General features: G+C 49.5%; 9 protein-coding genes and 2 pseudogenes. 3 read left to right on the top strand and 8 right to left on the bottom strand.

The window, feature by feature from the left end; all coding sequences use genetic code 11:
* Positions 1-47: 47 nt before the first annotated feature.
* Entirely contained in the window at positions 48-1532 is a 1485-nt protein-coding gene (locus tag QZ375_RS11965) for an L-fucose/L-arabinose isomerase family protein (protein ID WP_295219487.1), read from the bottom strand.
* Positions 1533-1753: 221 nt separating this feature from the next.
* Here QZ375_RS11965 and QZ375_RS11960 point away from each other — a divergent pair, with 221 nt between their 5' ends.
* Complete coding sequence (locus QZ375_RS11960; RefSeq protein WP_295219486.1) at positions 1754-3235, top strand: glycosyl hydrolase family 8; 1482 nt, start codon at positions 1754-1756, stop codon at positions 3233-3235.
* A gap of 413 nt (positions 3236-3648) precedes the next feature.
* The gene (locus QZ375_RS11955; protein WP_295219485.1) at positions 3649-4710 is read left to right on the top strand and encodes a YeiH family protein; all 1062 of its coding nucleotides are present in this window, start codon (positions 3649-3651) and stop codon (positions 4708-4710) included.
* A 132-nt stretch (positions 4711-4842) separates the two neighbouring features.
* Here the strand turns inward: QZ375_RS11955 and QZ375_RS11950 are convergent, their stop codons facing one another.
* From QZ375_RS11950 to QZ375_RS11940, 3 genes are all read right to left on the bottom strand, one after another.
* Entirely contained in the window at positions 4843-5367 is a 525-nt protein-coding gene (locus QZ375_RS11950) for a flavodoxin domain-containing protein (RefSeq protein ID WP_295219484.1), read from the bottom strand.
* A 232-nt stretch (positions 5368-5599) separates the two neighbouring features.
* Complete coding sequence (pfkB, locus tag QZ375_RS11945; protein WP_295219483.1) at positions 5600-6523, bottom strand: 1-phosphofructokinase; 924 nt, start codon at positions 6521-6523, stop codon at positions 5600-5602.
* 247 nt (positions 6524-6770) lie between these two features.
* Entirely contained in the window at positions 6771-7274 is a 504-nt protein-coding gene (locus tag QZ375_RS11940) for an SLOG family protein (RefSeq protein WP_295219482.1), read from the bottom strand.
* A gap of 525 nt (positions 7275-7799) precedes the next feature.
* Here QZ375_RS11940 and QZ375_RS11935 point away from each other — a divergent pair.
* Positions 7800-10151, top strand: a complete 2352-nt coding sequence (locus tag QZ375_RS11935) for a glycoside hydrolase family 9 protein (RefSeq protein ID WP_295219481.1) — start codon at positions 7800-7802, stop codon at positions 10149-10151.
* A 137-nt stretch (positions 10152-10288) separates the two neighbouring features.
* On the opposite strand, the pseudogene QZ375_RS11930 reads toward QZ375_RS11935, so the two are convergent.
* From QZ375_RS11930 to QZ375_RS11915, 4 genes and pseudogenes are all read right to left on the bottom strand, one after another.
* A pseudogene (locus QZ375_RS11930) lies at positions 10289-10798 on the bottom strand (family 16 glycosylhydrolase); the annotation flags it as partial.
* Between the two features lie 246 nt (positions 10799-11044).
* Positions 11045-11197 (bottom strand): annotated as a pseudogene (locus tag QZ375_RS11925) (hypothetical protein); the annotation flags it as partial.
* Positions 11198-11412: 215 nt separating this feature from the next.
* Positions 11413-12231, bottom strand: coding sequence for an AraC family transcriptional regulator (locus QZ375_RS11920; RefSeq protein ID WP_295219480.1), 819 nt, complete (start codon positions 12229-12231; stop codon positions 11413-11415).
* Between the two features lie 216 nt (positions 12232-12447).
* Entirely contained in the window at positions 12448-13680 is a 1233-nt protein-coding gene (locus QZ375_RS11915) for a 2-hydroxyacyl-CoA dehydratase (protein WP_295219479.1), read from the bottom strand.
* Positions 13681-14022 lie beyond the last annotated feature (342 nt).

Here is a 14022-nt window from a genome sequence, read left to right as displayed (position 1 = left end):
AGAAAAGATGCAAGCAAGATGCGTGCGAAAAGATGCTGAACAGGCTCTTATGCAAAAGGATTTTCCGTGGGATAGCGCACGCCCTTGGGCTGGTTATAGCCGATCTGCGTCACATCCACGCCCAGATACTTGAACACCTCATAAATGGCCTTGCCATGATGTCCGAATGCCACTGCGCCATGGTGGGGGAAGTTGTTCTGGATGAGCACATGGCGATAGAACCGTGCCATTTCCGGAATGGCGAAAATACCGATAGCGCCAAAGGAATGTGTCGCCGCCGGGAGCACCTCACCCTGGGCGATGTAAGCGTTCAGCTTGGCATCGGCTGTGGACTGAAGTCGGAAGAAAGTGATATCGCCCGGTACAATGTCGCCCTCCAGCGTGCCCTGAGTTACTTCCTCCGGGAGACTCCGTGCCATAATGAGCTGATACTTCATCTCGCAGAAAGACAGCTTCTTGGTGGTGGTATTGCCGCAGTGGAAGCCCATGAAGGTATCCGTCAGAGTATAAGGGAATTTTCCGGCAATTTCGCTCTCATACAGATCTCTGGGCACGGTGTTGTTGATATCCAGCAGTGTTACTGCATCTTCGCTGACCACAGTGCCGATAAATTCGCTCAGTGCGCCGTAAATATCCACTTCGCAGGAAACGGGAATCCCCCTGCCAGTGAGACGGCTGTTTACATAACATGGCACAAAGCCGAACTGGGTCTGGAATGCCGGCCAGCACTTTCCGGCAATTGCCACATATTCCCGATAGCCTTTGTGCTCCTCGATCCAGTCCAGCAGCGTCAGCTCATACTGCGCCAGCTTCGGCAGGATCTCCGGTTTTTTGTTGCCGGCGCCCAGCTCTGCCTCCATATCCTTGACCACCTCAGGGATCCGGGGGTCACCCTCATGCTTGTGGAAGGCTTCAAACAGATCCAGCTCGGAGTTTTCCTCGATCTCTACGCCCAGATTGTATAGCTGCTGAATGGGGGCATTACATGCCAGGAAATTCAGGGGACGAGGGCCAAAGCTAATGATTTTCAGATGGTTCAGACCATAGACCGCACGGGCAATGGGCAGGAACTCGTGGATCATATCGGCGCATTCCTCTGCCGTGCCCACAGGATATTCCGGGATGTATGCCTTTACGCCCCGGAGCTTCAGGTTATAGCTGGCGTTGAGCATACCGCAGTAAGCATCGCCCCGGCTGCATGACAGCACACCGGTGTTTTCTTCGGCAGCAGCGCAAAACATTTTCGGGCCGTCGAAGTGCTTTGCCAACAGCGTCTCGGAGATTTCCGGACCGAAATTGCCCAGATAAACGCACAGGGCATTGCATCCGGCCTTTTTCAGATCGTCCAGCGCTTGTACCATGTGGATCTCGCTCTCCACGATACATACCGGGCACTCATAAATGTCCGAAGCGTCGTACTTTTTCGTGTAGGCATCCACCAGCGCCTTTCTCCGGTTCACCGAAAGGCTCTCCGGAAAACAGTCCCGGCTCACGGCAACAATGCCGACTTTCATTTTTGGAATATTTATCATGAGAAAACGTCCTTTCCATTTTTGTAAATTTTATTTGGCGGTGGAAGGATGATTTCACCCACAAACAAAAATCTACTATATTTCCTTTAGTATATCACATCTTTTCGCCTTTGGCAACTATATTTCTTCGAAATCCCCCCAAATCTCTATAGACATTTACTGGAGAATATGGTATACTGAAAGCAGAAGAACCTGCCGACTTTTCAGAAAGGGAAGACAATATGAAAATATACCACAGATGGATCGCCGCCGCAGCTGCACTTGCCGCATTACAGCTGCCCCTGAATATTTCCGCCGCAGCCCAGACGAATACCGGCCGGATAACAAATATGACCCAGTTCTACGACAACTGGAAAGCACGCTATCTTGTGCAGAATACCTATGTCACAGACGAGACCCAATATTATGTGTACTACAGCGATGAACACTACAGCGGAAACGGCTCTGTGGCGGTGACAGTTTCCGAAGCCCACGGCTACGGGATGCTCATTACGGCATCCATGGCGGCATATGACCCCCAGGCGCAGGAACTGTTCGACGGCATGGTGCGGTATTATCAGGCGCACCCCAGTGAGATCGGAAAGCACCTCATGGCATGGCAGCAGAGCGACAACGGCTCGGCGCTGGTGGAAGAAGACGGCGCAGACTCCGCCTCTGACGGGGATATGGACATCGCCTATGCCCTGCTCCTTGCTGACACAGTATGGGGCAGTGACGGCGCATATAACTACCATGATATGGCGATCTCCGTACTCCACGATATTATGGAATATGAAGTGAACCACAACACCTGGACTATCAATCTGGGGGACTGGGCACACTGGGAAGAAGAGGGTGACCAATACTATGGTGCGACCCGTTCCTCCGACTTTTTCCTGCAATATTATCCGGTTTTCGCCGAAGTTACCGGAGATGACAACTGGATGAAAGTCTACGACAGCACCAATGCCATCATTGACAGCGTGGTGGAACAGTACGGAACAGGACTGCTGCCGGATTTCCTGATCCCCGACGAAAACGGCGGCTATATGCCTGCACCGAAAAATTTCCTGGAAGATGTGACAGACGGGCAGTATGCCTATAACAGCTGCCGCACCCCTTGGCGTATTGGCATGGACTATCTGGTGAACAAGAACGCAACGGCAAAAAAATGTCTGGACGCCATGAATACTTTTATCATAAACAAAACCGGCGGCGACCCCTGGGAGATCCGGGCTGGATATACCCTGGACGGCACTGCCACACAGGACTATGACGATCTCTGCTTTACAGCGCCGTTCCTGATCGCAGCAAAATGCGGTACGGATACGGATTGGGAAAATGAACTGCGTGACTGTATCCTGGAATACGGCGACGACGTGTATTACGGGGATACCATAAAAATGCTGTGCTTGATCGCAGATGCAGACGCATGGATCGTGCCGGAAAAGCAGCCCGATCAAACAGAGACAACTGCGGAAACAACCACAGAAACTTCTGAGGAAACCACCACAGAGACTACAGCCGCACCCCAGAACACCTTAGGGGATATCAATCTGGACGGACAGACCACTCTGGCAGATATAGTACTGCTGCTGCAATATCTTCTGGGAAATGAGACCCTGTCTCAGGAGCAGACAGTTCGTGCAGATATGCAGCAGGACGGCATCGTAAACGGCATGGATCTGGCTGTGCTGCGGCAGGAACTGATCAATAAAGCATGATCCCCCAAAAAAACGGCGAGAGAATTACTCTCGCTGTTTTTTTAGAATCAAGACAATACCACCCAAAATAAATTCCTGCAAATTCCTATAAAAAAATAGGGACTAGCATTGACAAAACCGGGAAAACAGCATATAAAAAAGTGAAATAGGAGCTGTCACATTGCCCTGAAACAGATGCTGTGAATGTGCTCCGAAGTGCAGTACCAATATTGCGGTATTGTCTTAGAGTCTGTTCAGTATCTGGGCGTGCGCAGATTGCGCAGTCAGATTTTTTGGGAGATGAAGTGAAAAACGGAGGAAATCCTTTGTGGATTTCCGAGTATTTTCGCAAAATCTTCCAGAAAAGATGCAAGCAAGATGCGTGCGAAAAGATGCTGAACAGGCTCTTATGTATGAAAAAACGGAGGTTTCTTATGAAAGCATGGTTGTCAAAATTTGCATCGGGAATCGGCGTATGTCTGCTCATTGCGATTCCGGCATGGCTTCTGGTAAAGCTGATCCCGGCGCTGGAGATCATAGGTGCACCAGTCATTGCCATTCTCGCCGGCATGATCATCACCATTTTCTGGCGGGACAAGCACAAGGCACAAGCAGGGATCGGCTTCTGCGCCAAGGCAGTGCTGCAATGTGCCGTGGTGCTTCTGGGCTTCGGGCTAAATCTGTCCACCATCGCAAAGGTAGGCGCCACTTCCCTGCCCATCATTCTCTCCACCATTGCCACATCCCTCATTCTTTCGTTCCTGCTGTGCAAGCTTCTGCGGATTCCGTCCAAAACGGCAACACTGGTAGGCGTGGGGTCTTCCATCTGCGGCGGTTCGGCAATTGCTGCCACTGCACCAGTTATTGATGCAGATGATGAGGAAGTAGCACAGTCCATCTCAGTTATCTTCCTATTTAATGTTATTGCAGCAGTGGTGTTCCCCACCTTTGGCGGCATGATCGGGCTGTCTGACGACGGCTTTGCCCTTTTTGCCGGAACTGCGGTCAATGACACTTCTTCGGTCACAGCGGCGGCTTCCACCTGGGACTCCCTGCACAAGACCGGAGGCGCTGTGCTGGAGGGGGCTACTATTGTAAAACTGACCCGAACTCTTGCCATTATCCCCATTACCCTGGTGCTGGCACTGGTACGGATGCGCAAAGAGAAAAAAGCCGGTGCAGCCGGCACTTCCGGCGTCAGCTTCAAGAAGATCTTCCCCATGTTCATCCTGTACTTCGTGCTGGCATCCGTTGTGACGACCCTGGTAAATGTCCTGCTGTCCGGCAATGCGCTGGAGATATCAAACAGCATTTTCGGCGGTCTGAAAGAACTGAGCAAGTTCTTTATTGTGCTGGCAATGGCTGCTATTGGATATAATACAGACATTGTGAAACTGGTGAGAACCGGCGGAAAGCCCATTCTCCAGGGCTTCTGCTGCTGGGTCGCCATCACCAGCGTCAGCCTGGCAATGCAGCATGTGCTGGGTATCTGGTAAACGCATGGAAATAATTGCAAAACACAGGAATGTAAATGTGATGCCGATATAGAAGGTTTAAGCCCGAAAGCAGTTTGAGAGAACCGATTTCGGGCTTGTTTTTGTGATTGTATTACTGGTGTAAATCAGGATTTAAACTCCAAGACAATCTATTATAGGCTTAATATATTTCTTATCGGTCCAATCACATTTTTCGTTTCCGGCAGCCATTAAAGCCTTTTCCCATATCTCATAGTCATCAGGATTTTTTTTGGATACTGCTTTTCTTAACATACTACACATAGTCCTATCTTTGAATGACATTGAATCCATATCCCAAGAACCTCGGCAATAAAAGCAAGGAATATTGGTTAATGCATCTTTCATATTATGACTTTTGATCTGTTGAAAAGCACTTTCTTCATATGGAGAAGCACCACAACAAAACACAATTATTTTCTTCTTTGCCAACTGTTTGATGTTCTTTTTCAGAAATGATAAACCAGCGATTCCAGAAGCATATATTCCGCCACCTAAAATAATTGTATCATACTTTACAATATCTTTAATTGTTGCTGTTTTTGTTTCAATACAGGAAAAACCTGTTTCTACCGAAATCCAATCTGCATATTTCTTTGTAGCACCATATTTTGATTGATATAAAATTATTCCGTTCATTTTTCCCTCCAACTTCCCATTTATCTTAGCAACCATTATACAACAAAGCAGTCTCTTTGTCAATCATAATTATAGGGCTGTTGCACGCAGTCAAAATCCCACAAGAAAACGGTGCGATGTGGGCATCGCACCCTACAAATCACCACGAATTACATGACATTTTGTAGGGGTCGATGTCCACATCGACCCGTGAATCAGGATTTTGCTGCCTTACAACAGCCCTTTGTTTTTATTACATTTTCTGCGGCAGAGGCAGAATTTTCTGCACTGCCTGGATTTCTTCCATGGTGGCAAGATTCTCAGAAAAGGCACTTGCCGCACCTGCCGCTGCGCCCAGATGGAGCGCCTTGCTGTAGTCGTGAGTCTGAATCCATCCGGTCATGAAGCCGGCAATCATGGAATCTCCGGCGCCCACATCGTTGACCACCGTGCCCGAAGCGGCATCCTGCACCAGCACCTGCCCATCCTCTGTACAGAGCACAGCACCCTGACTGGACATGGAGACAAGCACATTCCGGGCACCCTGTTCCAGAAGTTTTTTGCCATATGCGGCGGCATCCTCCCGGCTCTCGATCTTCACGCCGAAGAGATCCCCCAGTTCGTGGTGATTGGGTTTCACCAGAAACGGACGGTGGGGCAATGCCTGGAGCAGCGTATCCCCTGTTGCATCCACGATAATATCCAGCCCGGCATTCCGCAGCCGTTCCATCCAGTCTGCATAGACGGTTTTCGGCATGGACGGCGGCACACTTCCGGCGAGGATCAGCACATCTCCCGGCACCATTTCCGTCAGCTGGCGCAGCAGTTCGTCCTGTGCGGCGGCGGAAATATCCGGGCCGGGTGCGTTCAGTTCCGTGGTCTCATCGGTGCCCCGGAGCTTCACATTGATCCGGGAACAACCGTCCTCCAGGTGGATAAACCGGCAGTGACAGCCGCTTTTTTCCATACGCAGTTCAATTTCATCCCCCACGAATCCTGCCACAAAGCCCAGGGCAGTGGTTTCCATGCCAAGATGGTGGAGCACCACAGACACATTCAGCCCTTTTCCCCCGGCGAGAAGTCCCACTGCATCGGCACGATTCGTTTCGCCGGGCTTCAACTGCCCCAGTTCCATGCGATAGTCCAGGGACGGATTGCAGGTCACAGTATAAATCATATCAAACACCTCTTATCAATGCATCATTATAATGGAATCACTGATTAAATCACGCCTTGCGGCTTGGCACGCATCTTGCTTGCATATTTCCCGTCATATTTCACAAAAATGCTCGTGAATACACAAAGTATTCACTGCGCTTTTTGTTTCATCTGACGAAAAATCTGACGCAGTTTATGCTCGTAGAGTACAATCTGCGCACCAGATTTAATCAGTGCTTCCATAATATCTGCACTTCTCTCTTGAATTATGCATTATGTATTTCATGATGTTCCGTACAAAGGTTAATGACAGGGATACCCTTTTGTCTTGCCATGCGCACAGTCTGTGCAGTGCCGGTTCTGCCGTCCGGCTCCTGGCAGTAGCAGATACAGCAGTCCGCCAGATCCACCAGCCGCTGGTTCCGCCGGCGCATGCAGGTTTTGGTATATTCCTCAGAGACAAACTCCCGGGAATCTGCCGCCGCATAGATGCAGTCATAGGCAAGGCGTTGTTCCGGTGTCCAGCGAGCCGTCTGTTCCTCCCGGGAACAGGGGAGCACCAGATGCAGTGCGATCCCCGGGTAGTCCTCCCGGAGATCCAGCACCAGCTGGGCACAATAGGTATCCCAGCCCACAGCACCGCCGGTGTAGAAATCCACAAAGCCGTTGGAAATGGCTGTTTCCAGGATGCGCTGCAATTCAAGAAGCACCTCCGGAAGCAACTGCTTTGGAATCGTACGATGCCCCGTAAAACATATGGCTCTTTCCATGCCTGCACCTCCCTGTAAAAAATCACCGCCCGGTTCATGAGGCGGTGAGGTTCTTCTATAGTATACCCGTTTTTGATAAAGCTGTCAAGGAAAATCTTGACGGATTTCCTGGAAACTGCTATAATAAACAACGTCCCCTTTGCAGCTGCAATACAAGTTCCAAACACAGGTTAAAAAATTACTACTTATATACGAATTGTGCTATCTTTTCAAAGACAAATATGGTACAATAAATGCAGAATCATTATGACTGTGCTGTCCGTACCGGAATTTTGAAAATGTCATTTCCAGAATGGAGACGCATAGTATATGGTCACACAACCTGGATTTGCCAGGAGACAGAATTGTTCCGCCTGTCTTCGGCATTATGTCCAAAAGTTGACTCCCTGATCCGGTGATGCCGCCGCGGATATCCAGAACCGAAATCTCGTTCCAATTCCATCCATACGGTATCGCTAACCAGATCGGGACATTGTATTACCCTTTGCAGAAATTTCATCCCCTATATTATGAGAGGAAACCGCCATGAAACATCATCTGAAAAAATATCTCGCCATACTGACTTCCTGTATGGTTTTGTCTACCGCTGTGTCTGCACTCCCCATAACGGCAGAAGCAGCAGCCAATATGATCAGTAATTCCACCTTTGACAGCGGCACATCCGGCTGGGGCATTTACAAGGAAAGCGGCGGCAAAGCGTCCCTTTCCACAGACAGCGGCAGGCTCGCTCTGACTGTCAGCAACGTGGGAACGCTGAATTATGCCATACAGATGTACTACGATATTGTTCCGCTGTATCAAAACGGCGTGTACCGCCTCAGCTATGAGATCTCTTCTTCTGCAGACCGTTATGTGGAATGTATGATCCAACAGAACGGCGGCACATATCAGGCGTATACCTGGAAAGGACTTGACCTGACCTCTGAATCCCAGACAGTGGACTACACCTTCACCATGAAAGCAGATACCGATATTATGGCAAAGCTAGTGTTCAACTGCGGCAATGAGGGAGAAGAGCTGCCGGAACACACCATTTATCTGGACAACGTGGTGCTGGAACTTGTAGACGACAGCAATGTGGATTACTCCGAAATTCTCCCCTATGAACCGGATATTTCCATAAACCAGGTGGGCTATAAGCCTTCCAGCGAAAAGATTGCCGTTTTCCGGGATGTGACGACAGAGACTGCATTTTCCGTTGTCAATGCAGATACAGAAGAAATCGTCTATACCGGGGAACTCTATGACGAAACCCAGAATGCCAGCGCCAATGAGACCGATTTTTACGGAGATTTTTCCGCTGTCACAGAACCGGGCACGTATTACATTACCTGCGGTGACCTGGACGATTCCTATGCCTTTGAAATTGCCGATGATGTGTATGGCGCATTGCTGGACGATTCTGTCAGGATGCTCTATCTCCAGCGATGCGGCACAGAGGTGGTGGACGATACTTTCAGCCACACCGCCTGCCATACCGGTAAAGCGACTGTCTATGGCACAAACGATACCATTGATGTCAGCGGCGGCTGGCATGATGCCGGAGATTATGGCAGATATGTCGTACCCGGTGCAAAATCCGTTGCCGACCTGCTCTATGCATATGAAGCCAATCCAGAGTTGTACAGCGATGCCATCGGGATTCCCGAAAGCGGAAACGGTGTACCTGACATTCTGGACGAGGTGCGCTATGAACTGGAGTGGATGCTGAAAATGCAGGCAGAATCCGGCGGCGTCTATCACAAAGTCACCTGTGCAAACTTCCCTGGCTATGTCATGCCGGAATATGAGACAGGCGAACTGATCGTGACCCCGGTTTCCACCACAGCCACTGCCGATTTTTGTGCATCCATGGCAATGGCGTATGAATTCTACGGCGAGATCGACAGCGAATTTGCGCAGACCTGCCTTTCCGCTGCACAGCGGGCATGGGCATTCTTAGAGGAAAACCCCAACCTGATCTTTCAAGATCCCGAAGATATCACCACCGGCGCATATGGTGACAGTTTCGACAAAGATGAACGTTACTGGGCAGCTGCACAGATGTACCGTGCAACAGGAGAACAGACCTATCTCACTGCTCTGGAAAGCATGTCTGTACAGACCGGGCTGGACTGGTCCACTGTGGGAGATTACGGCAATCTGGCGATTCTGACCATGAAAGATGCGGATACTTCTTCCACGGTTTACACAAGAGCAAAAGCCTCCGTTCTTTCTCAGGCGGACAGACTGGCTGCAGCAACCACAAACAGCCCCTATGGGGTAGCAGTTTCCCGCTTCAACTGGGGCAGCAATATGACCGTTGCCAATGCCGGCATCATACTGGGTATTGCATACCAGCTGACCGGGGAAAACGCCTATCATACCGCAGCAGAATCCAATCTGAATTATCTGCTGGGAAAAAATCCTAACGGCGTATGCTTTGTCACCGGATACGGCACAGTTTCTCCGGAAAATCCCCACCACAGACCGTCCATGGCAAAGAAACAGGCCATGCAAGGTATGCTGGTAGGCGGCGTCAACTCTAATCTGGAGGACAGCGCTGCAAAGGCATATCTGGTGAATACACCTTCCGCCAAATGCTATGTAGATCATTCGGAAAGCTATTCCACCAATGAGATCACCATCTACTGGAATTCACCCCTGACCTATCTGCTTTCTCTGACGGATATCACAGCGCCGGAAACTGTCCGGGGCGATGTGAACGCAGACGGCACATGCTCCGCTGCGGATCTGGTCATGATGCAGAAATTCCTGCTTTGTGACGGCGGTCTGACCAGCTGGAAAAACGGTGACCTGAATACAGATCGCCGCATCAACGGGTTTGACCTGAGCCTGCTGCGCCAGCTTCTGTTGGAAAATCAGAAAACGACATAATCGCCATTCTCACCATTCTTCCATAAAGAAAAGCAACTGCAAATTCCTTTTCAGGAACGCAGTTGCTTTTTTCTGTATCCATATATTATCCATGGCAAACACCGGATGCAGCCGGTTTCCCATATTTATTGATCGTTATATGTCACCCACTGATACCTTGCTGTCAGGGGTGTTGTTCCGTCATAGGCCTTAAGCCAACCATCCACACCGATCCCCGGCCAGGTGTTCATCATGATCTTGCCCGGTGTGGTAGGAATATTGCTGGTCGCACGATAAACTTCCACACCGTCCACATACCACGCAATATACTCCGGCTGCCAATCGAAGCCGTAGGTGTGGTAGCCCTCCGATGCATCAAATCCCAGGTCGTACATGTACTCATGATTGCCCACGCCATTGGTATAGTAGTTGAATTGCACCTTTGTGGTGTCCTTACCGAGAATTTCAATGTCGATCTCATCCCAAGGGTTATTATCAGACGGACCTGTATAAGTGAAAAACGAAGAGACAACGCCGTCATTTTTGATCGCCTGCATGGATGTCTCATAGTAGCCGTAGTGGTAGAAATCCGCTGTCCGGTACTCACCGCCGGAATAATGATAGTTGCCTGTGGAATCTTTGTCAATGGAAAGATGCAAAGCGCCGTCATGGATCACAGCGTTTTCCTTATACCAGCCGCAGTCAAAGCAAGAACCATTGCCCCAGCCATTGGATGCAAAGAACAAGGGCGTTTCACCTTCCCGGAAATCTGCCGCCATCGTGGCAGAACTGTTCATAGCAGTGCCGTAGTCTGGAATTTCTTTGCCGGAAATGGGGAACTGTGTCACTTCGCCTAGAAGATATTCCTGCAAAAGCTTCAGATCGGTTTCGTCCACACTGCCGCTCTGATCCACATCCGCAGCCATTTCGGCTTCTGTACTGCTGAAACCGTTCACATAGCCGTTTCTGGCAAGCGCTAGGTCAAACCCGTCAATTTTCTGATCCTGGTTCAAATCTCCTAGGATCGCATTTTCTGCATTTGCTATGATGACAACTGTATCCTGCATTGCCAATTCTGCTGGGAGACAAGCACAGCAAACAACCGCAGAGATACCCGCCGCAATTCGTTTTATGCCCATAATATTTCCTCCTTGACCTCTCAATGAGATACGTTCCGTATCCTATACTCCAATTATAATAGAAAAATTTTGGGGAGGATACCAGAATCCACACAAAAGTAGTACTTTCTTAACCTAGTGTGTGCAATCTATGCAAATACGTTCTACTCTTTCTCTATTTTTTTATTTAGCCAGCCCACAGTATAATACCGCTTGCGGTACTCCTTGGGAGTAATGCCAATATACTTTTTAAATTGCTTGATGAAATAGCTCTGGGAACTGAATTGCAGATAATTGCTGATCTCCAGGGCGGAATAGTCGGAAAACTGGAGCAAACTTGCAGCAGCTTCGATCTTCTTCTGCATAATGTACGAGCTGATGGATACGCCCATTTCAGCGCGGAACAGACGGGACACATAGGACACAGTGCACGAGACAAAATCAGCAATATCCTGAACCAGTATTTTCTCGTGAAGATGGTCGCTGATATAATCCAGCATAAGGGCAGCGGTTTTCGAATAAATATGCCCGTTCCGGATCTGCCGCATACGTTTTGTGAATGCAATGGTCATCCGGTAGTGGACATCGTGGATCTCCTCCTGATTCCGGCAGCAGTCGGTCTGCTGAATGTACACATCGCTGAAACTATAGGCTTCCTCCGGCGTCATTCCGCCGTTAATGCAGAACCGGGTGATCATGGCAATAGACACCACCAGGTGGTACTTCAGATTCCGCAAAGGATCCTCACTAAGCTTGCCGAAGCCCTCTCCGCCCAGGGGCGTAAACAGGGTTTTCACTGTTTCCATACTGCCTGAACGCACGCTCTCATAAAATGCCATTTCCCGTTCAAAAGGGGCATGCTTCCATCCATTTTCCCGCTTTTCAAAGAAATGTTTGGACAAGGCTTTCTGGGTGTCCAGGTGATAGGTTTCATCTTCCTCTGTGTCGTTGATCATATCTGGGATTTCCTGATCCTGGGGCATGGCAATTTTCCTTTCTTTTTGAGTAATATGTCCAATGTTTTCACCATTATAGCATATTTTTTTATGCTTTGCAAGAGAATTTTTGAATTCTTTTACGGTGGGGTAACTTGTTTGCCTGCGAATTATTCAGTGGGCAAATGCAGTTCTCCCACTACATACAAAAAAGCTGTCACAAACAGCCCTATCGACTGTCTGCAACAGCTTTATTTCAATATATTACCCATGACTCTCCAGTTTGGCATTCGCCAGCATCAGTTTGATGCGGTTTTCCTGGTTGACACGAGTCGCACCGGGGTCATAGTCGATCGCCACAATGTTGGCATTGGGATAAGCATTCTTGATGGTTCTCGCCATACCCTTTGCCACAATGTGATTGGGCAAACAGCCAAAGGGCTGGGTGCAGATAATATTTTCCGTACCCGTCTCCGCCAGAACTGCCATTTCTGCCGTGATCATCCAGCCCTCGCCCATGGAAACGCCCTGGCTGATATACTTGTCGGCCGCACGGCGCAGATCCTCAAAATCATGAGGCGGTGTGAATTCCCCGTGCTTTTCAATACAATGAATCATCTGCATCTGCTTGCTGTGCAGGAATTTGTACCCCAGCCCGAATGCCATGGTCTTGAAATTTTTGTAATCATAGAGATGGCTGTTGGTCTCCGTGTTGGCGGCACAGTAGAGGATGAATTCCAGCAGTGTAGGCACCACCGGCTCGCAGCCTTCGGAAATGAGAAATTCCTCCAGGTGGTTGTTTGCCAGCGGGGAATATTTCACATAGATCTCGCCGATGATCCCCACCCGGATCTTGGGCTTCTTGCTCCGGGGAATGGCTGCAAAATCCGCCAGGATCTGGTTGTAGATCTTTTCCGCCGAGAGATATTTGTTGCTGTCAAAAAGCTTCGGCAGCTTCTCCTGCCATGCGTCCAGCACCTGCTGGGATTCGCCCTCGTTAAGCTCATAGGGACGGCACTGGTTGTATATGGTCATAAGCAGATCGGCGTACAGAACTGCGTATACCATTTTCATGCACATAGGCACGCTCAGTTCCAGGCTGCTGCCCTTTTCCAGCCCAGCGAAATTCAGAGACAGCACCGGTACCTGGGGGAAATGCTCCTCCATGCACTTGCGCAGGAGATGGATATAGTTGGATGCACGGCATCCGCCGCCAGTCTGAGTGATCAGCAGCGCCGTGTGATCCAGGTCATATTTGCCGCTTTTCAGCGCTTCCATGAACTGTCCCACCACCAGAAGCGCCGGATAGCAGGTGTCGTTATGGACATTTTTCAGTCCCTCTTCCACCACAGTGCGGGAGGTGGATTCCAGCAGTTCCATGTGATAACCGAACTGTTCCAGTATCTTGATGATCAGATGGAAGTGAATGGGCAGCATATTCGGCACAAGAATGGTGTGCGTTTTTTTCATTTCCGGTGTGAACTTTGCGTATGCCATATGTATGGTTACCTCCTTGGAACGTTCGGTTTCGGAAAAATCCATTTTTATGTGGTTGCCTTTGTAATACATTGCCACGCCTAAAGCTTTACTTTTGGCTTGAAGACCAGAAGCGTAGGGCGGGGGCTTGCTCCCGCCGTTCCCAACAATCTATGGGAAACGCAATGTAGGGGCAAACATGATTCGCCTCTGCTTCCACTTTTTGTAAAGTGTTAAGTTACAGTAGGGCGCAAAGGGACAACCTAAGGGGAGCGGGGGAACAAGAAAACCGTAGCAAAAGTGCGGAGTTTCCCCGCTCCCCTCACGGTTTTCCCTCTGCACTCTCTTTCCCTTCACCCCTCA

This window comes from Ruminococcus sp. (assembly GCF_019417665.1).
GTDB lineage: Bacteria > Bacillota > Clostridia > Oscillospirales > Ruminococcaceae > Ruminococcus_C.
Note: the sequence above shows the minus strand (reverse complement) of the source record. Positions and strands in the feature narration are given on the sequence as shown.

Bases quoted from the DNA above. Each gene is read 5' to 3' on its own strand.
- QZ375_RS11965 (WP_295219487.1), bottom strand. From the start codon at position 1,532: ATGATAAATATTCCAAAAATGAAAGTCGGCATTGTTGCCGTGAGCCGG.
- QZ375_RS11960 (WP_295219486.1), top strand. From the start codon at position 1,754: ATGAAAATATACCACAGATGGATCGCCGCCGCAGCTGCACTTGCCGCA.
- QZ375_RS11955 (WP_295219485.1), top strand. From the start codon at position 3,649: ATGAAAGCATGGTTGTCAAAATTTGCATCGGGAATCGGCGTATGTCTG.
- QZ375_RS11950 (WP_295219484.1), bottom strand. From the start codon at position 5,367: ATGAACGGAATAATTTTATATCAATCAAAATATGGTGCTACAAAGAAA.
- pfkB (WP_295219483.1), bottom strand. From the start codon at position 6,523: ATGATTTATACTGTGACCTGCAATCCGTCCCTGGACTATCGCATGGAA.
- QZ375_RS11940 (WP_295219482.1), bottom strand. From the start codon at position 7,274: ATGGAAAGAGCCATATGTTTTACGGGGCATCGTACGATTCCAAAGCAG.
- QZ375_RS11935 (WP_295219481.1), top strand. From the start codon at position 7,800: ATGAAACATCATCTGAAAAAATATCTCGCCATACTGACTTCCTGTATG.
- QZ375_RS11920 (WP_295219480.1), bottom strand. From the start codon at position 12,231: ATGCCCCAGGATCAGGAAATCCCAGATATGATCAACGACACAGAGGAA.
- QZ375_RS11915 (WP_295219479.1), bottom strand. From the start codon at position 13,680: ATGGCATACGCAAAGTTCACACCGGAAATGAAAAAAACGCACACCATT.